Raw genomic sequence first — 21,295 nt, forward strand, 5'->3', positions numbered from 1 at the left:
GGCCGTACTTACAGGCGTGCTGTCGGCCTCGCCGCCAGGCTTGCGCCGAGCGCGCGTCCATTCGCACCGCACGGCGACGAGGCCCCTTCGTCAGGGTCTCAATGCGTGCGGCGCAGGCTCCTGGCCAGATCCGACAGCCGGTACGGCTTGCTGACGAAGGCGAACTCCCCCAGCCGCGAGCGGTCGAGCTTCAATGCCGGCTGCGGATAGCCCGAGGCCAGCATCACCTTCACGTTCGGGTAGTGGCTGCGCGTGTAGGCGGCCAGCTCGATGCCGTTCATACCGTTCGGCATCACCACGTCGGTAAACAGGATGTCGACGTCGCGGCTGGCCAGCAGGGTCAGGGCGTCGTTGCCGCTGGCGGCGGTCATCACGTCGTAGCCCATGCTCTGGAACAGCGAGGACGCGACGTCCAGCAGATCGGGCTCGTCCTCGACGATCAGCACGGTCTCGGTCTCGATCTCGGCCAGGTCGTGCGCGTTCGCGGTCACGGCCGGCAGCCAGATGATGATGCTGGTGCCCTTGCCCAGCGTGCTCTCGATGGTCACCTCGCCGCCCGACTGCTTGATGAAGCCGTACACCTGCGACAGGCCCAGGCCCGTGCCCTTGCCGAGCTCCTTGGTGGTGAAGAAGGGTTCGAACGCGCGCGCGATGGTCTCCGGCGCCATGCCGGTGCCGTTATCGGTCACGCTCAGGCGCAGCCAGGGGCCGGCCGCCAGCACCGCGTGTTCGCCCTCGGCCAGCGCCAGGCCCGCCGTTTCGACCACGATGCGCCCGCCGCCCGGCATCGCGTCGCGCGCATTGACCACCAGGTTCAGCACCGCCGACTCCAGCCGCGCGGCGTCGATCACGACGTTCGGCGCCCCGGGATCGAGCTCGAGCACGAAGTCGATCGACGAATTGGCGGCGCGGCGCAGCACCGATTCGAAGCCGCTGAGGATGCGGTTGACGTTGCGCGTCTCGGGTTCCAGCGGCTGCTGGCGCGCGAAGGCCAGCAATTGCTGGGTGAGCGTGGCGCCGCGGTCGATCGCGCGCCGCATGCTGTCGAGGGTCTTGGCGTCGTCGCCCGGGCTGCGCTGCATGCCCAGCAGCTCGAGGCCGCTCGAGATCACCGACAGCAGGTTGTTGAAGTCGTGCGCGATGCCGCCGGTGAGCTGGCCGATCGACTCCATCTTCTGGGCCTGGAACAGCGCCGCCTGGGCCTTGTCGAGCGCCTCGGCCGCCGCCTTCTTCTCGGTCAGGTCGCGCGTGATCTTGGCATAGCCCAGCAGGCGCGCGTCGTCGCCACGGATGGCGTCGATCACGACGTTGGCCCAGAACCGGGTGCCGTCCTTGCGCACGCGCCAGCCTTCGGCCTCGTAGCGGCCGACGTCGCCGGCTGTCGCCAGCGCGCGCGCCGGCAGGCCGCGCAGGCGGTCTTCGTCGGTGTAGAACAGCGAGAAGTGGTGGCCGACGATGTCGTCGTGGCTGTAGCCCTTGATGCGCTCGGCGCCCAGGTTCCAGTTCGACACCACGCCCTCCGGCGTGAGCATGTAGATCGCATAGTCGGTCACGCCCTGCACCAGCAGGCGGAAGCGCTGCTCGCTCTCGCGCAGCAGGTCTTCGGCCTGCTTCTTCTCGGTGACGTCGCGCGTGATCTTGGCATAGCCGATCAGTGCGCCCTGGTTGTCGCGGATCGGATCGATCACCACGTGGGCCCAGAAGCGGCCGCCGTCCTTGCGCACACGCCAGCCTTCGGATCCGTAGCGGCCGTGGGCCAGGGCGTGGGCCAGCGCCTGCGCCGGCAGGTCGGCGGTGCGGTCCTCGGGAGTGTAGAAACGGGAGAAATGCTGCTGCAGGATCTCGTGCTCGAGATAGCCCTTGAAGCGCTGGGCGCCGGCATTCCAGCTGTTGACGTATCCCTGCGGATCGAGCATGTAGATCGCGTAATCGCTGATGCCGGTAATCAGGTATTGAAAGCGCTGCTCGTCGGTCAGCGGTTGCTTGACGGGTCGTGAAGTGTCCATGGGGCCGTGCGGCTTCCTGTCTGCTGAGCCGAAAAAGTAGCCTATGATACATCTGATCTACGGCAATACACGATTCGACCATGTGCGGGCGCAGGGATACCGGGGTTCCATGGGCCGCACCTGCGATGACAACCCATCCTTTTGCCTATGGGAAATAACGGCTCAGTATCAAAACCGCTATGACTTTCGCGATACAATAGGGTATGTCTTTCGCTTGTTCCTTTACAGCCTCATGACCCAAGCCCTCCCTGACCAACTCGACCTGATCGGCTGCGACAAGGAAGCAATTCGCACGCCCGGCAGTATCCAGCCGCATGGCTTCATGCTGACCCTGTCGCCAGCGCTCGACGTGCATCAGGCCAGCGCCAACCTTGCCAGCTTCACGGGCGTCGACGTCCAGCACGCGATCGGCAAACCGCTGGCCGACGTGATCGGACCGGACGCCAGCGCACGCGTGGCGCTCGAGCTGGGCAGCGACACCCTCGGTCAGCGCCCGACCTATCTCGGCACGGTGACCCTTCCGAACGGTAATCATTTCGATGTGCTGGGCCACCTGTGGGACGGCGTGGTGATCGCCGAATTCGAAGCCGTCGAGCGCGCCCATCCGGCCGACTTCCGCCACCTGTATCCCCTGATCAGCGACTTCCTCGCCAAGGTCAACGATCACGCCTCGATTCCCGCCCTGTCCGACCTGGCCGCACGCCACGTACGCCTGATGACCGGCTATGGCCGCGTGATGGTCTACCAGTTCGATGCCAGCGGTCATGGCCGCGTGGTGGCCGAGTCGAAGGCGGCCGACTACGATTCGTACATGAATCAGTCGTTCCCGGCCAGCGACATCCCGGCCCAGGCGCGCGAGCTGTATGCCCTGTCGCCGATCCGCCTGATCCAGAATGCGGACTACGACCCGGCGCCACTGGTTCCGGGCGACAACCCAGTCACCGGCGCCCGCAACGACTTGTCGTTCGCCGCATTGCGCAGCGTCTCGCCGGTGCACCTGCAATACATGCGCAACATGGGCACGCTGGCGTCGATGTCGGTGTCGCTGATCGTCAAGGGCAAGCTGTGGGGCCTGATCTCCTGCCATAACGCCACCCCCTGCCCGGTGCCGGTCGAAAAGCGCACCGCCTGCGAGCAATTGGGCCAACTGCTCGCACTGTGCATCGAAACGCGCGAAGACGGCGCCGAACTGCAGTTCCGCCTCGACGTGCGCCGCATCATGGTCGAGGTGCTGGGCCACCTCACCAAGGGCGCCGACTTCATCGACAACCTGAGCGGCGTGTTCCCCGAATTGCTGCGCTTCGCACGCGCCGGCGGCGTGGCGATCGTGGTGGACGACCGCATCCTGACGTATGGCGAGACGCCGGACGAGCAGGCGATCCGCGCGCTGTCCACCTGGCTCGCCGTGCACGGCCACACCGAGCTGTTCCATACCAACCATCTGGCCGAAGCGTATGCGCCGGCCAGCGAACTGACGCGCGTTGCCAGCGGCCTGCTGGCGCTGCCGATCTCGCGCATCCACCAGCACTATCTGCTGTGGTTCCGCCCGGAGCTGGTGCAGACCGTCGAATGGGCCGGCAACCCCTATGAAAAGCAGGCGTCGACGCCCGCCCTCCCCCGGCTCTCGCCGCGCCAGAGCTTCGCAGCCTGGCGCGAGACCATCCACGGCTACAGCCTGCCCTGGCACGCGGCCGAGATCGAGCTGGCGATCGAATTTCGCAGCGCGCTGCTGGGCATCGCGCTCGAGCGCGCCGAGCAGATGGCCGAACTGGCCGAGGAACTGGGCCGCGCCAACAAGGAACTCGAGGCGTTTTCGTATTCGGTCTCGCACGACCTGCGTGCGCCGCTGCGCCATATCGTCGGTTTCTCCGACCTGTTGATCGAATCGGCCGGCAGCGAGGACGCCGCCATGCGCGAGCGTTTTTTGACGAATATCAAACAGTCGGCCCGCCTGGCTGGCAAGCTCGTCGATGACTTGCTGTCGTTCTCGCAGATGGGCCGCGCGGCCCTGCGCCCGACCCACGTCGACATGACCGAACTGGTCTCGGGCTGCATCGACAAGCTGGACATCGACATCGGGCAGCGCAAGGTCGACTGGCACATCGATCGCCTGCCGGTGGTGTTCGCCGATCCCGGCTTCCTGCACCTGGCGATGTTCAACCTGCTGTCGAACGCGGTCAAGTTCACCGGCGAGCGCGAACAGGCCGTGATCCGGGTCTGGTGCGAGGACGCCGGCGACGACCACGTATTCCACGTGGCCGACAACGGCGCCGGCTTCAATATGGACTACGTGCACAAGCTGTTCGGCGTATTCCAGCGCCTGCACCGCATGGAAGACTTCCAGGGCACCGGCATCGGCCTGGCCAATGTCAGGCGCATCGTCGAGCGCCACAATGGCCATGCCTGGGCCAATTCAACACCCGGCGAAGGGGCAACGTTCTCCTTCAGCCTTCCAAAAAAATACGCATCCAACTAAGGCGATATTCATGCTCAAGCCTATCCTCCTGGTGGAAGACAATCCCCATGATCTGGAGCTGACGCTCATCGCACTGTCGAAGAGCCAGCTCGCCAACGAAGTCGTGGTCGTGCGCGACGGCGCGGAAGCGCTCGACTACCTGAAGCGCCGCGGCGAGTTCGCCCAGCGCCAGCTCGGCAGCCCGGCCGTGATCCTGCTCGACCTCAAGCTGCCCAAGGTCGACGGACTCGAAGTACTCAAGGAAATCCGGCAGACCGAGGCACTGAAGGCGGTGCCGGTGGTGATGCTGACCTCGTCCAAGGAAGAACAGGACGTGGTGCGCAGCTACCAGCTGGGCGTGAACGCCTACGTCGTCAAGCCGGTGGAATTCAACGAGTTCGTGCGCGCGATCGGCGACCTCGGCATCTTCTGGGCGGTGCTCAACGAACCGCCGCCAGGCTCGCGCCGCTACATCAAGCCGAAGTGAGTCGGCGCTGACGGCCGGTTCACGGCGCGCCTGGCGCGCCGCAGCAGGTGACGGATGCGCGCGCTGAGCGCGTCCGGGTGGTAGGGTTTTTGCAGCAGGTGGACCGACGAGTCCAGCTTGCCCTCATGCGCCAGCACGCCCTCGGCATAGCCCGAGGTGTACAGCACCTGGCACTCCGGCAGATGGCGGTGCACGATCTCGCCCAGCTGCAGGCTGCTGACCGGTCCCGGCATGATCACGTCGGTAAACACCAGGTCGATATGGCGGCCGGTCTCGATGATCCGGGCCGCCTCGGCCGCATTGGCCGCTTCCAGCACCTCGTAGCCCAGCGCGGACAGGATGCCGCAGGTCGACGAGCGCACGTTCGGTTCGTCCTCGACCACGAGAATGGTCTCCAGGCCGCCGGCCAGCGGCAGGTGCGGCGACGGCTCCTCGCTCGCCGCCGGCGCCGAACGGCTGCGCGGCAGGTAGATGCGCACGCTGCTGCCCTTGCCCGGTTCGCTGTGCAGCACGATCTCGCCGCCCGACTGTTTCACGAAACCATACGCCATCGACAGACCCAGCCCGGTTCCCTGACCGGTCGGCTTGGTGGTGAAGAACGGCTCGAAGGCGCGCCGCAGCACATCGGGCGGCATGCCCTTGCCGGTATCGGCGATCTCGAGCATCACGTAATCGTTGTGCGGCACTTCGGGCGGCAATTCGTCGTCGCCGCCGATGTTGGCCCCGCGGATGGTGAGCGTGCCGCCATCGGGCATGGCGTCGCGCGCATTGATGACCAGGTTCAGCAGCACATTATTGAGCTGGTTCGGGTCGATCATGGTGCTGCCGAGGCCAGGCGCGATCTCGGTGCGCACCAGGGTGCTGGCGCCGAGCACGCGGCGCGCCATATCGTCCATCTCGCGCAGCAGGTGGCCGGGATCGATCACCACCGATTGCAGCGGCTGGCGGCGCGCGAAGGCGAGCAGGTGCGCGGCCAGCTTGGCGCCGCGCTCCACGCCCGACAACGCCATCTCGACCCGCGCCTGCGCCGCTTCGTTCAGGTTGCCGACCAGCTTGAGCAGTTGCAGGTTGCCGCCGATGATCTGCAGCACGTTATTGAAATCGTGGGCGACGCCGCCGGTGAGCTGGCCGATCGCTTCCATCTTCTGCGCCTGCTGCAGCGCCGACTGGCTGGCGGCCAGCTCTTCCTGGCTGCGGCGCAGCGAGGCGAACGCCTGGTCGCGCTCGCGCCGCGCGATGCAGGCGCTGCTGTGGTGGCGCACGCGCGCCACCAGCTCGCGCGGATCAGGCCACTTGACCATGTAGTCGCTGGCGCCGATGGCGAAGGCCTTGGCCTTGATGTCGGGATCGTCCTCGGACGAGAGCAGGATGACCGGGAGGTCTTCGGTGTCGGGATGGGCGCGCAGCCGGGCGATCACCGAGAAGCCGTCGAGGCCGCCGGGCATGCGCAGGTCGACCAGCACCACGGTCGCGTCGATCTGCCGGGCCACCTCCACGGCGCGCTCGGGGCTGGATTCGTACATCAACTGGTGACCGGCACAACCCTTCAGGCCATGGGCGATGATGTCCTGCGCAAACGATTCATCATCGATCAACAGCACGGAGCAGCGGGTGGAGTCGTCTTCGATCATGCAACGGCGTCGCTTTCAGGAATGATGGTAAAACGTTATTGCAAACGTGTAAGGTTAATTTTACCTCAATATCATTTAACAAGTGGAAATTGACGCCAGTTCCGAATTGAAAACAGCGGGACAAGTCTTGTGCACCCCATGATTACGCACCATATCCGATTGAGCAAGCAAAAACAACCGGAGCAAACCGTGGTTGCCAACCTCTGTCCGCTGTGCGAACGCATCCTGGGAACCGTCAATATCGACCGCCACCACTTGATCCCGAAGACATTCAAGGGCAAGGAACAGTTTGCGATCCACAAGATTTGCCATCGCAAGATTCACTCGGCATTTACCGAACGCGAGCTACTGCAAACTTACCATACCTGGGAAGCGCTGCGCCGACATGAAGATATCGCAAGTTTTATCGCCTGGGTGGCGAAAAAGCCGCCGGAGTTCTACACCCGCACTTACCCGTCCAACAAGAAAAAGAGCCGCTGAGCGATAGGCCAACGATAACTTCTGCGCGCATCCGCGGTCCAATGTGGATCGGGGGATGCGATGGACATCGACTGGGTCGCTTTTACGCCGTGGTCGGCGCTGGCCGGCGGGCTGCTGGTCGGTCTGGCGGCAGGCGGCCTGCTGCTGTTCAACGGGCGCATCGCCGGCGTCAGCGGCATCCTGGGCGGCTTGCTGCGGCCGGCGCCCGGCGAGACCGGCTGGCGCCTGGCGTTTCTCGCCGGACTGGCCTGCGCTCCCCTGCTCTACACGCTGGCGGCGACGTTGCCGCCGGTGGAGGTCGATGCGGGCTGGCCGGCCCTGATCGCGTCCGGCCTGCTGGTCGGCATCGGCACCCGCTACGGCGGCGGCTGCACCAGCGGACACGGCGTGTGCGGCATCGCGCGCGGATCAACGCGCTCGCTGGCGGCGACCGTTGCCTTCATGGGCGCCGGCTTCGCCGTCGTCTACCTGCTGCGCCATGTGTTCGGGAGCGCCCCATGAAGATCCTGTTCGCCCTGTGGGCCGGCCTGCTGTTCGGGACCGGGCTGATCCTGTCTGGAATGACCGATCCGGCCAAGGTGCTGGCCTTTCTCGACCTGGCCGGCGCCTGGGATCCGTCGCTCGGCATCGTGATGGGCGGCGCGCTGCTGGCCGCCATGCCGGCCTACGCGCTCGCGCGGCGCCGGCGCCGCTCCCTGCTCGGCGAGCCGCTGCAGTTGCCGGCAGCGACCCGTATCGACCGCCGGCTGCTGATGGGCAGCCTGGCGTTCGGCGCCGGCTGGGGACTGGCGGGGTATTGTCCCGGGCCGGCGGTGGCGTCGGTCCTGGTGGGCGGCGTCAAGCCGCTGCTGTTCTTCCTGGCGATGGTGGCGGGGATGGCGATCCACGAGTTATTGCAACGGCGACTGCAACGGCGCGCAAAACGGCAGGAGACGCCGCGCGCGGCGGCGTGAGGGCGCTGCCAAAAGCAAAAAGGGCCGCACTCGCATGCGGCCCTTCTCTTGTTCTGGCTCCCCGACCTGGACTCGAACCAGGGACCTGCGGATTAACAGTCCGTCGCTCTACCAACTGAGCTATCAGGGAATTGAGGCAATATTATAGCCGGGCGTTTGCAGTTTGACCAGTGCAACTTGCGAATCGGGCCGCCGCCCGATCCGGCGCCGCGTGCTTTGCTATAGTTTCGGCTTTGCCGCGCGCGGCCTGCTACTTTACCTGGACCAACCATGACCACTCCCCGCCCCCTCGGCACCCCGCTCTCCCCGTCCGCAACCAAAGTCATGCTGCTCGGCTCCGGCGAGCTCGGCAAGGAAGTGATCATCGCCCTGCAACGCCTGGGCGTCGAAGTGATCGCCGTCGACCGCTACCCGAACGCGCCCGGCCACCAGGTGGCGCACCGCGCGCACGTGATCGACATGACCGACGGCGCCGCGCTGCAGGCGCTGATCGAGCGCGAACGGCCCGACCTGGTGGTGCCCGAGATCGAGGCGATCGCCACCGACAAGCTGGCCGAACTCGAGGCCGCGGGCCGCATCACCTGCATCCCGACCGCGCGCGCGGCCCAGCTGACCATGAACCGCGAAGGCATCCGCCGCCTGGCAGCAGAGGAGCTGGGCCTGGCGACCTCGCCCTACCGTTTCGCCAGCAGCCTGGCGCAGCTCCAGGAAGCGTGCGAAGCGGTCGGCTTTCCCTGCGTGGTCAAGCCGGTGATGTCGTCGTCCGGCAAGGGCCAGTCGAAGCTCGATTCGGCCGCCGACGTGCAGGATGCGTGGGACTACGCCGCCGCGGGCGGCCGGGTCGACGCCGGCCGCGTGATCGCCGAAGGGTTCATCGATTTCGACTACGAGATCACCCTGCTGACCGTGCGTTCGCTGGGCGCCGACGGCAAGATCGAAACGAACTTCTGCGAGGCGATCGGGCACAAGCAGGTGCAGGGAGACTACGTCGAATCGTGGCAACCGCATCCGATGCAGCCGCTGGCGCTCGAGCGCGCGCGCGACATCGCGGCCAAGGTCACCGCCAACCTGGGCGGCCTGGGCGTGTTTGGCGTCGAGCTGTTCGTCAAGGGCGACATGGTGTGGTTCTCGGAAGTGAGCCCGCGCCCGCACGACACCGGCATGGTGACGATGGCGAGCCAGGTGCAGAGCGAATTCGAGCTGCACGCCAAGGCCATCCTCGGCCTGCCGGTGAACACGGCATTGCGCGCGCCAGGCGCATCGAGCGTGATCTATGGCCAGCTGGACGAAGCCGGCATCGCCTTCGAGGGCGTGGCCGAGGCGCTGCGCGTGCCGGGCGCCGACCTGCGCCTGTTCGGCAAGCCGGAATCGTTCGCGCGCCGCCGCATGGGCGTGGCGCTGGCCACCGCCGACGACGTCGACACCGCGCGCCGGCGTGCGCTGGACGCGGCATCGAAGGTCAAGCCGGTGTCCGGCAAGCGCTGAACGACAGCACCGAACTCATCGCGCCGAACAGGTTGATCTCGAATTTCAGCCTGTTCGTGGAGGCGCTGACGGGAAGAGGGCGAGATGGCGCTTCGCGCCTGCCGCGCAAGCTCCATGCAAAAAGGGCCGCATTCGCATGCGGCCCTTCTCGTGTTCTGGCTCCCCGACCTGGACTCGAACCAGGGACCTGCGGATTAACAGTCCGTCGCTCTACCAACTGAGCTATCAGGGAAAGGAGGCCGCATTATACCTGCTGTTTTCGATTTCGCAAGTGCCCACACGACGAAAACACGTGAAACTAGGCGGTCGCGCGCGCGACCAGCCGCTTCAAGGCGTCCAGCACCAGCTCCGGCTCGGTCAGCTGCGGGAAGTGGGCGCTGCGCCGCGCCTCGATGCGCTCGCCCAGCGGCGACAAGGCAGCCAGCGCCAGCTGGGAGCGCTCACGCGCGCGCACCAGGGCGGCCGGCACCATCCAGCGCGGCAGGCGCTTGGTGCCCGACAACACCGTCACCGGCACCGGCGGAAACGCCGGCGCTTCCTGGATGTCCTTCACGGTCTCGAATTCGTGCCTGATCTCGTCGAATTGATCGCGCGGCGACATCCGGTCGAGCAGCTTGATGAAGCCGCGCTGCAGCGGCGACTGGAATCCCTTGAGCGTCGTGACATCGTCCGGCGCGGTGGCTTCCAGGAACAACACGCCGACCACTTCGTCGGCGAAGGCGCGCGCGAACAGGTTCGCATGCAAGCCGCCGAAGGAGTGGCCGACCAGCACGAACGGCGGCTCGACGCCGGCCGCCTGCAGCAGCAGGCGCAGCTGGGCCACCACGGTCTCGCCATACTGCGCCTCGCGCGGCTTGGGACTGCCGCCCACGCCGGGCCGATCGTAGGCGAACACCGTGCCCAATTGCTCGATCTCGGGATACAGCTTGTACCAGCCGTCGAGCGGGCCGCCCGCGCCATTGATCAGCACGATCGACGGCTTGCCGCGCCCCGACTTCATCAAGCGGAACATCTGCCCCTCGATCAGGGTGGCATGGCTTTTCGGCAGTTGCTTCACGCGAATCTCCTGTGACGATCGAATGGCGCTCACCCCGCGCGCCGCAAAGCAAAAAGGCCGCATCTCACGACGCGGCCTTTTCAGTATTCTGGCTCCCCGACCTGGACTCGAACCAGGGACCTGCGGATTAACAGTCCGTCGCTCTACCAACTGAGCTATCAGGGAATTGATGCTGCATTATATGGCTGCTGAAACGTTTCTGTCAAATTTGCCCAGACCGCAACCGCCACTCCTGCTGCTCTCCCCACCTGCCGTGGCAGTTGCGGAGAGCCGGGATTTTAGAGAACTTTGGCAACCGCGTCAACGACGCGATCGATATTGGTCGAGTTCAGCGCGGCGACGCAGATGCGGCCGGTGTCCACGGCGTAGATCGATTGCTCGCGCAGCTTGCCCACTTGCTCCTTGGTCAGGCCCGAATACGAGAACATGCCGACCTGCCGGCGCACGAATTCGAAGTCGTGCTCCGGCGCCTTGGCCTTGAGCTTCTCGACCATGGCGCCGCGCATTTCGCGGATGCGCACGCGCATGCCGGCCAGTTCTTCTTCCCACAGCTTGCGCAACTCGGGGGTCGACAGGACGGTCGCGACGACCTTGCCGCCATGGGTCGGCGGGTTCGAGTAGTTGGTGCGCACCACGCGCTTCAGTTGCGACAGCACGCGCGCTGCTTCTTCACCGCTGGTGGCGACGATCGACAGCGCGCCGACGCGCTCGCCATACAGCGAGAACGACTTCGAGAACGAGTTCGACACCAGGAGCGGCATGCCGGTGTCGGCGAAGCGGCGCACGACGGCGCCATCTTCGTCGATGCCGTTGGCGAAGCCCTGGTAAGCCATGTCCAGGAACGGCACCAGGCCGCCAGCCTGCACGGCGGCGATCACTTCGTCCCACTGCGCTTGCGACAGGTCGGCGCCGGTCGGGTTGTGGCAGCAGGCGTGCAGCACCACGATCGAGCCGGCAGGCATGGCCTTGAGCGCGGCCAGCATGCCGTCGAAGTTCACGCCGCGGGTGCTCGGGTCGTAGTAGGCGTAGTTGTGCACGGTGAAGCCCGCGCTTTCGAACAGCGCGCGGTGGTTCTCCCAGCTCGGGTCGCTGATGTAGACGTCGGCGTGCGGCAGGAAGCGCTTGAGGAAGTCGGCGCCGATCTTGAGCGCGCCGGTGCCGCCCAGGGCCTGCACGGTGATCGCACGCTTCTCTTGAATAACCGCGCTGTCGGCACCAAATACCAGTTCTTGCACGGCCTTGTCGTACGCCGCCAGGCCCTCGATCGGCAGGTAGGTGCGCGGCGCAGGCTGCGCCATCAGTTTCGCTTCCGCTTTCTGTACGCACTCCAACAGTGGCACCTTGCCGTTATCGTCATAATAGACACCGACGCCAAGATTGATCTTGGCGGGATTGGTGTCGGCATTGAAGGCTTCGGTGATGCCCAGGATAGGGTCGCGCGGGGCCATCTCAATGGCGCCAAAAAGGCTGGCAGAAGCAGTGGAAGTCATCGTGATAAACTCGTTTGTGTCGGCTGGGTTGACAGCGGCGGGGTTAGCAATTGTATAGACAGCGGCCCCTTGTGTTGCAAGGCCGCGAGCGGATTCTCATTCTAACAAAGGTCTGTAAGTATGGCTGATTTATCCATCGCAACTTCTCCGGAATCGACGACCGACTCCACCGTGCTCACTTTTCCGGATTCGCCGTTCAAGCTGCACCAGCCCTTCCCGCCGGCCGGCGACCAGCCGACCGCGATCGAGGGCCTGATCGAAGGCATCAACGACGGGCTGTCGTACCAGACGCTGCTTGGCGTGACCGGCTCCGGCAAGACCTACACGATGGCCAACGTGATCGCGCGCGCCGGCCGGCCGGCGATCGTGTTCGCACCGAACAAGACGCTGGCGGCGCAGCTGTATTCGGAGTTTCGCGAATTCTTCCCGCAGAACGCGGTCGAGTATTTCGTCTCGTACTACGATTACTACCAGCCCGAAGCCTATGTGCCGCAGCGCGACCTGTTCATCGAAAAGGACTCGTCGATCAACGAGCACATCGAGCAGATGCGCCTGTCGTGCACCAAGTCGCTGATGGAACGGCGCGACGTGGTCATCGTGGCCACCGTGTCGGCGATCTACGGTATCGGTAATCCGAACGAATACCACAAGATGATCCTGACCCTGCGCCACAAGGACAAGGTGGCGCAGCGCGACATCATCGCGCGCCTGATCCAGATGCAGTACACCCGCAACGAGATGGATTTCCCGCGCGGCTCGTTCCGCGTGCGCGGCGACACCATCGACATCTTCCCGGCCGAGCATGCCGAACTGGCGATCCGCGTCGAGATGTTCGACGATGAGATCGAGTCGCTCCAGCTGTTCGACCCGCTGACGGGCCGAGTGCGCCAGAAGATCCCGCGCTTTACCGTGTATCCGGGCTCGCACTACGTTACCCCGCGTTCCACCGTGCTGCGCGCGGTCGAGTCGATCAAGGCGGAACTGCGCGACCGCCTCGACTACTTCCGCAAGGAGAACAAGCTGATCGAGGAACAGCGCCTCGAACAGCGCACTCGTTTCGACCTCGAGATGATGGCCGAGATCGGCTTTACCAAGGGCATCGAGAACTACTCGCGCCACTTGTCCGGCGCGATGCCGGGCGAACCGCCGCCGACCCTGATCGACTACCTGCCGAAAGACGCGCTGATGTTCATGGACGAGTCGCACGTGATGGTCGGCCAGCTCAACGCGATGTACAGCGGCGACCGTTCGCGCAAGACGAACCTGGTCGACTATGGCTTCCGCCTGCCGTCGGCGCTGGACAACCGGCCGCTGAAATTCCAGGAATTCGAGAGCAAGGCGCGCCAGACGATTTTTGTGTCGGCCACACCGGCCGACTACGAGCAGGGCAAGGCCGACAACGTGGTCGAGCAGGTAGTGCGCCCCACCGGCCTGGTCGACCCGCAGATCATCGTGCGCCCCGCCCTGTCGCAGGTCGACGACCTGATGAGCGAGATCAGCGACCGCATCGCCAAGAACGAGCGCGTGCTGGTGACCACGCTGACCAAGCGCATGGCCGAGCAGCTCACCGAGTACCTGGGCGACCACGGCATCAAGGTGCGCTACCTGCACAGCGACATCGACACGGTCGAGCGGGTCGAAATCCTGCGCGACCTGCGCCTGGGCACCTTCGACGTGCTGGTCGGGATCAACCTGCTGCGCGAGGGCCTGGACTTGCCCGAGGTGTCGCTGGTGGCGGTGCTCGACGCCGACAAGGAGGGCTTCCTGCGTTCCGAACGTTCGCTGATCCAGACCATCGGCCGCGCCGCGCGTAACCTCAACGGCGTGGCGATCCTGTACTGCGACCAGATCACCGATTCGATGCGGCGCGCGATCGACGAGACCGAGCGCCGCCGCGCCAAGCAGATCGCCTTCAACGAGGCCAACGGCATCACGCCGAAGGGTGTGCAGAAGAAGATCAAGGAAATGATCGACGGCGTGTACAGCAGCGCCGCGCAGAAGGCCATGGTCGAGGGCGCGCACGAGGATGCGGCGACGGCCAAGGTCGAGTCGATGAGCGAGAAGCAGATCAGCAAGGAGATCAAGCGCCTCGAAAAGCTCATGGTCGACCATGCCAAGAACCTCGAGTTCGAGAAGGCGGCGCAGGTGCGCGACCAACTGCACGTGCTCAAGCAGCAGGCGTTCGGGGCGCCGGGGGCGGATAACGTGGTGTCGATGCTGGGCAAATAACTCGCCCACCAGTGCGCAGCATGCGCGCGTCGTTCCCGCGCAGGCGGGAACCCAAGTTCGTCCTGTTGCCGATATATTTGAACGCTGTGTTGACGCACGCACACTTGGGTTCCCGCCTTCGCGGGAACGACGTGCTGGCGCTATCAACCAAGGCAACGCCCGGCTCGGCTCAGGCGTTGTGCGTCGCCACTCCCGCCAGCAACTCCAGCAATTTCGCCAGGTCCGCCGGCTTGACCATGTGATGATCGAATCCGGCGTTGTGCGCCAGTTGCCGGTCTTCCGCCTGCCCATAGCCCGTCAGCGCCACCAGCATCGCCTGGGTGGTCTCGGGCATCGCGCGCAACCGGCGCGCCAGCTCATGGCCGTCGATGTCGGGCAGCCCGATGTCGAGCAGGGCCACGTCCGGCGGCGCCTGCACCGCGCTCGCCAGCGCGTCCCGGCCATCGTAGGCGATGTCGACCTCATATCCATTCATTTCGAGCAGCGTCGCCAGCATCTGGGCCGCGTCGACGTTATCGTCGACCACCAGCACCCTCAGCCCGCGCGCGCCGCGCGACTGCACGTCGAGGGGCGGTGGGCCCGCGTCCGGCGCCTCGGCCAGGCACGGCAGATAGACCGCAAACTCGCTGCCCTTGCCCAGGCCTGCGCTGTGCGCCTCCACCCGTCCGCCATGCAGCATGGCCAGGCTCTTGACCAGCGCCAGGCCGAGCCCGAGGCCGCCCTGCGAGCGGTCGGGCGTGCGTTCGGCCTGGATGAACAGATCGAAAATGTAGGGCAGGATCGGCGGATCGATGCCCTGTCCGTTGTCGCGCACCGCTACCCGCACAGAGTCCGACTCGGCGCGCGCGCTGAGCACCAGGCATCCGCCCGGCGCCGTGTACTTGGCGGCATTGTTCAGGATGTTCGACACCACCTGGATCAGGCGGGTGCGGTCGCCCTCCACGCGCAAGGGGGTCGTTGCGATCTCGCACCGCAGTTCGTGGCGCCGCGCATCGATCAGCGGACGCACCTGCTCCACCGCCTCGAGCACGATGTCGCGCATCTCCAGCGCTTCCCTGGTGATCGTAACCAGGCCGCGCGTGACGCGCGAGACGTCGAGCAGGTCGTTGACCAGCGACGTCATGTGCTGGGCCTGGCGCGCGATGATGTCGCTGGCGCGCTGGATGCCGGGCGCGTCCAGCTGGCCGCGCTGCAGCAGCTGGGCGGCCGTCGCGATCGGCGCCAGCGGGTTGCGCAGCTCGTGCGCCAGCATCGCCAGGAACTGGTCCTTCTGGCGGTTGGCGGCGCGCAGCTCGTCCTCGATGCGCTTGCGCGCCGTGACGTCGCTGCCTTCCACGAAAATGCCCGAGACTTTGCCGTGCTGGTCGCGGATCGGCTGGTAGACGAAGTCGATGAAGCGCTCCTCCAGCGGCGCATTGGGGTCACGCTGCACGCGCAGCGGCACCGCGTGGCCCACGAACGGCTGGCCGGTCTGGTACACGTGGTCGAGCAGCTCGAAGAAGCCCTGCCCCTGCACCTCGGGCAGCGCGTCGCGCGCGGCCTTGCCGACCAGCGCGCGGTGGCCGACCAGTTGCAGGTAGGAACGATTGGTGAGTTCGAACACGTGGTCCGGGCCGCGCAGCACGGCGATGATGCCGGGCGCCTGCTCGAACAGGGTCACCAGGCGCTGGTTCTCTTCCTCGCGGTAGCGCTGCGCCAGCACCTCGCCGGTCATCTCGACGCAGGCGCAGAACATGCCGGCGACGGTGCCGTCCTCGTCGCGCACCGGAGAGTAGGAAAAGCGGAACCAGGTATCTTCGTCGTAGCCATGGCGGCGCATGCGCAGCGGCAGGCGGTCCATGTAACTGGCCTCGCCCTTGAGCGCGCGCACGATCAGCGGATGGATGTCATGCCAGATCTCGGCCCAGATATCATGGAAGCGCGCGCCGAGCGCGGCCGGGTGCTTGTCGCCCAAGATCGACATGTAGGAGTCGTTGTACAGGAAGCCGAGCTCGCCGCCCCAGGCGACGAACATGGGGAACTTCGAGTTGAGCATCAGGCCGACCGTCGTGCGCAGCGCCTGCGGCCATTCGCGTGGCGCCCCGAGGGACGACGCGCTCCAGTCGTGGGCGCGCATCATCGCGCCCATCATGCCGCCGCCGCTGAGGAAAGGCAGCCATTCGGAGGGTGTCGCTGGTTCCTGTTTCATTCAAGGTCCGGGAGTCGCGCACAATCTGCGTACACGACAGTGTGCCAGATTTGGGCGACGACTCCCGCACGGATGCCCGGAACGCGACTTCCTGCCGCCTAGGTCGCGCGTGCGCGCCGCCACCTGCACAGGCCAAGGCAGCCGAGCGCCATGCCGACCAGCGACAAGGTTCCGGGCTCCGGGATCTGGCTGACCGCCAGCTCGACCGAGACGTCGTCGAAGAAGATCCCCGAAGGATCGTGGTAGCCGGATAATTGCAGGATGGTCGATGTCGATGTCGCCAGCAGGTTGCGGACGATGACCTGCGTGGACGGGCCGCCCGTCAGGATATCGGTGGACGTGTTCGTGGTCGGGAAGTTGTAGATGGCGGTCGCCAGCGCGTCCCCGAACATTACCCTGACTCCATTATCGAACTGAAATATCGGAAAGCCATCCGGGCCGATCACGCCGTCCGCATACAGCCAGAAGCTCAGATCGTAGCGCTGGCCGGTCGTCGTCGGCAGGACCTGGGTGGCGAAGCAGGAGAACCCGGGGCCCAGGCAGCCGGTGCTGAGCGAGTTCACGCCACTGTGCGCGCCGCGGCCGGCGTCTCCCAGAAACCAGCCTTCGGTCAGTTCCCACGCGCCATCGCCGAGTTCAAAACTGCCGTCGCGGACAATATTGGCGCTGGCCGGCAGGGCGACTGCCGCTGCAAGCAGGACTGCTGCAACAAGACGCATTACGGATTTCATCGAGACCCCCTCTGAGCACATCCGGAAGTAAACGATGATTGATTGCCGCGAAGACGATCTGACGGGAGTCAATGCGACGGCGTATCTCCTGCCGCCCGCCGCCCGCTCACAGGGTCTGCACGAACTCCCGGATACCACCCAGCAGCATTTCGATCGACATCGCCGTCAGGATCAGGCCCATCAGGCGCTCGAAGGCGGTCATGACCTGCGGACCGAGTTTCTGCTGCAGCTTCTCGGCGCTCAGGAACACCATCAGCCAGACCACGCCCACGGCCGCCAGCGCGGCGACATGCACCATCGTGTCGGTGAAGCCGGTGGACGAGAACAACAGCACGGTGGCCAGCGCCGACGGGCCGGCCAGCGCGGGAATCGCCAGCGGCACGATGAAGGGCTCGCCGCCTTCGCTCTTGCCCAGCACGCCGTCGGGGTGCGGGAAGATCATGCGGATTGCGATCATCAGCAGGATGACGGCGCCGCCGATGCGCAGCGCGACGGGGGACAGGTGCAGCGCTTCGAGGAAGTGCTTGCCGAAGAACATGAACACCAGCAGCAGCAGGAAGGCGATGCCGCATTCGCGGATCACGATCTTGTTGCGGCGCTCGATCGGCGTGTCTTTCAGGGCGGCGGCGAATAGCGGAACGTTACCGAAGGGATCGGTCACGAGGATGAGCAGGATGAAGGTCTGGAAGAAGCTCTGGGTCATGGCTTGTTATTGTTGGGATGCCAAAAGTTGGAGTGACGCAATATTATCAGTTCAGGCAACGCCCATAAAAAAAACAGGGAAAGGCTTTCGCCCTCCCCTGTCTCGCGCCGATGGTGCCGGTCGAATTACTTCTCGAACTTCTTCAGCCAGGCCGCCAGCTGGTGCGGGCGCAGGCCGTCGTACTCTTCGAACGGCTGGTGGATCCACGGATTGTGCGGCAGGTCGTCCAGGTAGTAATCGGGACGGATCGACGAGGTGCCCTTGACCCAGATGACCGCCGACTTCACTTCGGTGACGTCCTTGTAGTTCTCGGTCAGGTGCTGGCTGACTTTGCGCAGGGTGACGCCCGAATCGGCCAGGTCGTCGACCAGCAGCACGCGGCCGGACAGCGGGCCCTTGGTCATGGTCATGTACTTCGAGATGTCCAGGTCGCCCTGCTTGGTGCCGGCTTCTTCGCGGTACGAGCTGGTCGACAGGATCGCCAGCGGCACGTCGAAGATACGCGAGAACACGTCGCCAGGACGCACGCCGCCGCGCGCCAGGCACAGCACCTGGTCGAACTTCCAGCCCGATTCATAGACCTGCAGCGCCAGGCGCTCGATCAGGCGGTGGTATTCATCCCAGGAGACCCACAGGTCCTTGTCGGTCGATACGGGGGTATTCATCTTCTACTCCAGATTGTTTTTAGTTATGCGGCAAACGGGTGACGCAGGACGATCGTTTCTTCGCGGTCCGGGCCGGTCGACACCATGTCGATCGGCACGCCCACCAGTTCTTCGATGCGCTTGATGTAGGCGCGGGCATTGGCCGGCAGCTCGTCCATCGACTTGGCGCCGACGGTGGAGTCGCGCCAGCCCGGCATCTCTTCGTACACCGGCTCGCAGCGGGCGGCATCTTCGGCGCCGACCGGGAAGATGTCGATGTCGCGGCCGTCGAGCTTGTAGCCGGTGCACAGCTTCAGCGACTCGATGCCGTCCAGCACGTCGAGCTTGGTCAGGCACATGCCCGACACGCCGTTGATCTGGACCGAGCGGCGCAGCAGCGCGGCGTCGAACCAGCCGCAGCGGCGGGCGCGGCCGGTCACGGTGCCGAATTCATGGCCGATGCGCGACAGGTGCTCGCCCACGCCGGCGTCGGTCGGCAGTTCGGCCGGGAACGGGCCCGAACCCACGCGGGTGGTGTAGGCCTTGGTGATGCCCAGGATGTAGTGCAGCATGTTCGGGCCGACGCCGGCGCCGGCGGCGGCATTGCCGGCCACGCAGTTCGACGAGGTGACGAACGGATAGGTGCCGTGGTCGACGTCGAGCAGCGAACCCTGCGCGCCTTCGAACAGCAGCTTGCCGCCCTGCTTGTGGGCCGCGTACAGCAGCGACGACACGTCGGCCACCATCGGACGCAGGCGCGGCACGAGGGCCATCGCATCGTCGTAGGTGGTCTGGAAGTCGATCGCCTCGCCGCCCAGGTAGTTGACCAGCACATGGTTGTGGTAGTCCAGGTTTTCCTTGAGCTTCTCGGCGAAGCGCTCGGCGTTGAGCAGGTCGGCGATACGGATCGCGCGGCGCGCCACTTTATCTTCGTACGCCGGGCCGATACCCTTGCAGGTGGTGCCGATCTTGTTGTCGCCGCGCTTGGCTTCGCGCGCCTTGTCGATGGCGACGTGGTAAGGCAGGATGATCGGGCACGCCTCGGAGATCTTCAGGCGCGATACCACTTCGATGCCGGCGGCCTGCAGCTTGTCGATCTCGCGCATCACGTCCGGCACCGAGACCACGACGCCGTTGCCGATGTAGCAGGCCACGCCTTCGCGCATGATGCCCGACGGGATCAGCTGCAGCGCGGTCTTCTGGCCCTTGATCACCAGGGTGTGACCAGCATTATGGCCGCCCTGGAAACGCACCACGCCAGCGGCGTGGTCGGTGAGCCAATCGACGATCTTCCCTTTGCCTTCATCGCCCCACTGGGTGCCGATGACAACGACGTTCTTTGCCACGTTAGTATTTGACATCACTTAACCTAAGTTTTTGAGAATCCAATTTCCGTTTTCGAGGACGAGCACGCGGTCGCACTCGAACTCGTCCTGAATATTGTCGTGACCAGGCATGCTCTGGATCACGACTTCGCCTGCCTTGCGCAGGTCAGCGATTTTTTCCTTCAGCTCGGGTGCATTGCCCCATGGCGCGCGGATGGAATGCTTGCGCTCGGCCAGCGGCAGCAGCCGGGCCAGTTCGCGCAGGTCGAGCGAGAAGCCGGTCGCCGGACGCGCGCGTCCGAAGGCCTCGCCCACGTGATCGTAGCGCCCACCCCTGGCGACCGCGTTGGGCAGGCCCAGCACGTACAGCGCGAACATGGCGCCGCTTTCGTACTGGTAGCCGCGCAGGTCGGCCAGGTCGATCGCCACGTCGGCGCGCCCGATGCCGCCGGCCGCCAGCGCCGCCAGTTCGGCCAGCGCGCGCGCGATGCCGGGCAGCGCCGGCAGCTGTTCGCGCGCCCTGGCCAGCACCTCGACGTCGCCGTACAGGTGCGGCAGCGCCAGCAGCGCCTGGCGGGTCTGCGGGGAATAGTTCAGCGAGATCTCGTCCAGGCCCGGCGCATCCTTGGCGCGCAGCAGGCAATGGATCTGGGCCTCGTCGCGTTTGGCGAGCGGGTCTTCGGCCAGCAGGGCGCGCAGCACGCCGACGTGGGCCAGGTCCAGGCGCACGTTGGTGAAGCCCGCCAGGGCCAGCGAGCCGAGGGCCAGTTCCTGGATCTCGGCGTCGGCTTCCAGGCCGGCATGGCCATAGATCTCGGCGCCGATCTGCACCGGCTCGCGGGTCGCGTGCAGGCCGGACGGACGGGTATGCAGGACGCTGCCGGCGTAGCACAGGCGGGTGATCGATTCGCGGTTCAGCAGGTGCGCGTCGATGCGCGCCACCTGCGTGGTCATGTCGGCGCGCAGGCCGAGCAGACGGCCCGACAGCGGGTCGACCACCTTGAAGGTCTTGAGGTCGGTATCTTCACCGGCGCCTGCCAGCAGCGACTCGGTGTATTCGAGCAGCGGCGGCATGACCAGTTCGTAGCCGTAGAGCCGGAAGTTATCGAGCATCAGGCGGCGCAGCTCTTCGATCTTGCGCGCTTCGGACGGCAAGACATCGGCAATATTCTCAGGCAATAGCCAGTTCGGCATGGGCAACAGATGGGAGTTGGGATAATTAGCTGCGACCGGCAAGGGCAACGACGGGCGTGCCAGCGCATGGCGCGAACGCCGAATCGGTGATTTTACCCGAAAACAGCGCAGGTGAGGCAGGCAATGCTGGTTCGACAGCTTCTCGGGTTGACAATCTGCCACGCCCGGGATGCCTATACATGTTGGCGCATCCCATGAAAAACGGGCTCCCGTGTGGCGGGAGCCCGTCCTGGGCAG

The 21,295-nt window shown here is 65.5% G+C and carries 17 protein-coding genes and 3 tRNA genes; 7 read left to right on the top strand and 13 right to left on the bottom strand.

Going from position 1 to position 21,295, the window contains the following annotated elements; translation table 11 throughout:
- Positions 1-98: 98 nt before the first annotated feature.
- A complete protein-coding gene (locus ABIB38_RS08040) occupies positions 99-2,006 on the bottom strand; it encodes a PAS domain S-box protein (RefSeq protein ID WP_429203240.1) in 1,908 nt (635 codons plus the stop codon).
- Positions 2,007-2,238: 232 nt separating this feature from the next.
- Between ABIB38_RS08040 and ABIB38_RS08045 the strand changes: the two genes are divergently transcribed.
- Both ABIB38_RS08045 and ABIB38_RS08050 read left to right on the top strand, forming a co-directional pair.
- Positions 2,239-4,482 carry an ATP-binding protein gene (locus tag ABIB38_RS08045; protein WP_429203241.1) on the top strand — a complete coding sequence of 748 codons (2,244 nt, stop codon included), beginning with the start codon at positions 2,239-2,241 and terminating at the stop codon, positions 4,480-4,482.
- Between the two features lie 10 nt (positions 4,483-4,492).
- On the top strand, positions 4,493-4,948 hold the full coding sequence (locus ABIB38_RS08050) for a response regulator (RefSeq protein ID WP_429203242.1): 456 nt from the start codon (positions 4,493-4,495) through the stop codon (positions 4,946-4,948).
- On the opposite strand, the gene ABIB38_RS08055 is transcribed toward ABIB38_RS08050, so the two are convergent.
- On the bottom strand, positions 4,930-6,579 hold the full coding sequence (locus tag ABIB38_RS08055; protein ID WP_429203243.1) for a response regulator: 1,650 nt from the start codon (positions 6,577-6,579) through the stop codon (positions 4,930-4,932). The two genes, ABIB38_RS08050 and ABIB38_RS08055, sit on opposite strands and share 19 nt — an antisense overlap.
- A 159-nt stretch (positions 6,580-6,738) precedes the next feature.
- Here ABIB38_RS08055 and ABIB38_RS08060 point away from each other — a divergent pair, with 159 nt between their 5' ends.
- The 3 genes from ABIB38_RS08060 to ABIB38_RS08070 are packed head-to-tail and all read left to right on the top strand — an operon-like array spanning position 6,739 to position 8,012.
- A complete protein-coding gene (locus tag ABIB38_RS08060; protein ID WP_429203244.1) occupies positions 6,739-7,059 on the top strand; it encodes a hypothetical protein in 321 nt (106 codons plus the stop codon).
- 60 nt (positions 7,060-7,119) lie between these two features.
- Complete coding sequence (locus ABIB38_RS08065; protein ID WP_429203245.1) at positions 7,120-7,560, top strand: YeeE/YedE family protein; 441 nt, start codon at positions 7,120-7,122, stop codon at positions 7,558-7,560.
- Positions 7,557-8,012 carry a DUF6691 family protein gene (locus ABIB38_RS08070; protein WP_429203246.1) on the top strand — a complete coding sequence of 152 codons (456 nt, stop codon included), beginning with the start codon at positions 7,557-7,559 and terminating at the stop codon, positions 8,010-8,012. The genes ABIB38_RS08065 and ABIB38_RS08070 overlap by 4 nt, the downstream gene beginning before the upstream one ends.
- A gap of 54 nt (positions 8,013-8,066) precedes the next feature.
- Here ABIB38_RS08070 and ABIB38_RS08075 read toward each other — a convergent pair.
- A tRNA-Asn gene (locus ABIB38_RS08075) sits at positions 8,067-8,142 on the bottom strand.
- 140 nt (positions 8,143-8,282) lie between these two features.
- On the opposite strand from ABIB38_RS08075, the gene purT reads away from it, so the two are divergent.
- Positions 8,283-9,497: a formate-dependent phosphoribosylglycinamide formyltransferase gene (purT, locus tag ABIB38_RS08080; RefSeq protein WP_429203247.1), complete on the top strand. Its 1,215-nt coding sequence runs from the start codon at positions 8,283-8,285 to the stop codon at positions 9,495-9,497.
- A gap of 156 nt (positions 9,498-9,653) precedes the next feature.
- Here purT and ABIB38_RS08085 read toward each other — a convergent pair.
- From ABIB38_RS08085 to ABIB38_RS08100, 4 genes are all read right to left on the bottom strand, one after another.
- A tRNA-Asn gene (locus ABIB38_RS08085) sits at positions 9,654-9,729 on the bottom strand.
- Positions 9,730-9,795: 66 nt separating this feature from the next.
- Positions 9,796-10,554: an alpha/beta fold hydrolase gene (locus ABIB38_RS08090; RefSeq protein ID WP_429203248.1), complete on the bottom strand. Its 759-nt coding sequence runs from the start codon at positions 10,552-10,554 to the stop codon at positions 9,796-9,798.
- A gap of 89 nt (positions 10,555-10,643) precedes the next feature.
- Positions 10,644-10,719 (bottom strand) — tRNA-Asn (locus ABIB38_RS08095).
- A 113-nt stretch (positions 10,720-10,832) separates the two neighbouring features.
- Positions 10,833-12,044, bottom strand: a complete 1,212-nt coding sequence (locus ABIB38_RS08100; protein ID WP_429203249.1) for an amino acid aminotransferase — start codon at positions 12,042-12,044, stop codon at positions 10,833-10,835.
- 120 nt (positions 12,045-12,164) lie between these two features.
- Here ABIB38_RS08100 and uvrB point away from each other — a divergent pair, with 120 nt between their 5' ends.
- Positions 12,165-14,273 (top strand): excinuclease ABC subunit UvrB, encoded by a 2,109-nt coding sequence (gene uvrB / locus ABIB38_RS08105; RefSeq protein WP_429203250.1) that lies wholly within the window; start codon positions 12,165-12,167, stop codon positions 14,271-14,273.
- A 169-nt stretch (positions 14,274-14,442) separates the two neighbouring features.
- On the opposite strand, the gene ABIB38_RS08110 is transcribed toward uvrB, so the two are convergent.
- The 6 genes from ABIB38_RS08110 to ABIB38_RS08135 form a co-directional block, all read right to left on the bottom strand.
- Positions 14,443-16,461 (bottom strand): hybrid sensor histidine kinase/response regulator, encoded by a 2,019-nt coding sequence (locus ABIB38_RS08110; RefSeq protein ID WP_429203251.1) that lies wholly within the window; start codon positions 16,459-16,461, stop codon positions 14,443-14,445.
- A gap of 98 nt (positions 16,462-16,559) precedes the next feature.
- Positions 16,560-17,192: a PEP-CTERM sorting domain-containing protein gene (locus ABIB38_RS08115; protein WP_429203252.1), complete on the bottom strand. Its 633-nt coding sequence runs from the start codon at positions 17,190-17,192 to the stop codon at positions 16,560-16,562.
- Between the two features lie 106 nt (positions 17,193-17,298).
- Positions 17,299-17,895, bottom strand: a complete 597-nt coding sequence (locus tag ABIB38_RS08120; RefSeq protein WP_429203253.1) for a MarC family protein — start codon at positions 17,893-17,895, stop codon at positions 17,299-17,301.
- A 125-nt stretch (positions 17,896-18,020) separates the two neighbouring features.
- Positions 18,021-18,560 (bottom strand): phosphoribosyltransferase, encoded by a 540-nt coding sequence (locus tag ABIB38_RS08125; protein WP_429203254.1) that lies wholly within the window; start codon positions 18,558-18,560, stop codon positions 18,021-18,023.
- A gap of 23 nt (positions 18,561-18,583) precedes the next feature.
- A complete protein-coding gene (locus tag ABIB38_RS08130; RefSeq protein WP_429203255.1) occupies positions 18,584-19,900 on the bottom strand; it encodes an adenylosuccinate synthase in 1,317 nt (438 codons plus the stop codon).
- A 3-nt stretch (positions 19,901-19,903) separates the two neighbouring features.
- The gene (locus ABIB38_RS08135; protein WP_429203256.1) at positions 19,904-21,058 is read right to left on the bottom strand and encodes an ATP phosphoribosyltransferase regulatory subunit; all 1,155 of its coding nucleotides are present in this window, start codon (positions 21,056-21,058) and stop codon (positions 19,904-19,906) included.
- Positions 21,059-21,295: the final 237 nt, after the last annotated feature.

Source organism: Massilia sp. UYP11, assembly GCF_050434805.1.
Taxonomy (GTDB): Bacteria; Pseudomonadota; Gammaproteobacteria; order Burkholderiales; family Burkholderiaceae_D; genus Telluria.

Excerpts from the sequence above, each read along its gene's own strand:
- ABIB38_RS08040 (WP_429203240.1), bottom strand. The coding sequence starts at position 2,006 with ATGGACACTTCACGACCCGTCAAGCAACCGCTGACCGACGAGCAGCGC.
- ABIB38_RS08045 (WP_429203241.1), top strand. The coding sequence starts at position 2,239 with ATGACCCAAGCCCTCCCTGACCAACTCGACCTGATCGGCTGCGACAAG.
- ABIB38_RS08050 (WP_429203242.1), top strand. The coding sequence starts at position 4,493 with ATGCTCAAGCCTATCCTCCTGGTGGAAGACAATCCCCATGATCTGGAG.
- ABIB38_RS08055 (WP_429203243.1), bottom strand. The coding sequence starts at position 6,579 with ATGATCGAAGACGACTCCACCCGCTGCTCCGTGCTGTTGATCGATGAT.
- ABIB38_RS08065 (WP_429203245.1), top strand. The coding sequence starts at position 7,120 with ATGGACATCGACTGGGTCGCTTTTACGCCGTGGTCGGCGCTGGCCGGC.
- ABIB38_RS08070 (WP_429203246.1), top strand. The coding sequence starts at position 7,557 with ATGAAGATCCTGTTCGCCCTGTGGGCCGGCCTGCTGTTCGGGACCGGG.
- purT (WP_429203247.1), top strand. The coding sequence starts at position 8,283 with ATGACCACTCCCCGCCCCCTCGGCACCCCGCTCTCCCCGTCCGCAACC.
- ABIB38_RS08100 (WP_429203249.1), bottom strand. The coding sequence starts at position 12,044 with ATGACTTCCACTGCTTCTGCCAGCCTTTTTGGCGCCATTGAGATGGCC.
- uvrB (WP_429203250.1), top strand. The coding sequence starts at position 12,165 with ATGGCTGATTTATCCATCGCAACTTCTCCGGAATCGACGACCGACTCC.
- ABIB38_RS08110 (WP_429203251.1), bottom strand. The coding sequence starts at position 16,461 with ATGAAACAGGAACCAGCGACACCCTCCGAATGGCTGCCTTTCCTCAGC.
- ABIB38_RS08115 (WP_429203252.1), bottom strand. The coding sequence starts at position 17,192 with ATGAAATCCGTAATGCGTCTTGTTGCAGCAGTCCTGCTTGCAGCGGCA.
- ABIB38_RS08120 (WP_429203253.1), bottom strand. The coding sequence starts at position 17,895 with ATGACCCAGAGCTTCTTCCAGACCTTCATCCTGCTCATCCTCGTGACC.
- ABIB38_RS08125 (WP_429203254.1), bottom strand. The coding sequence starts at position 18,560 with ATGAATACCCCCGTATCGACCGACAAGGACCTGTGGGTCTCCTGGGAT.
- ABIB38_RS08130 (WP_429203255.1), bottom strand. The coding sequence starts at position 19,900 with ATGTCAAATACTAACGTGGCAAAGAACGTCGTTGTCATCGGCACCCAG.
- ABIB38_RS08135 (WP_429203256.1), bottom strand. The coding sequence starts at position 21,058 with ATGCCGAACTGGCTATTGCCTGAGAATATTGCCGATGTCTTGCCGTCC.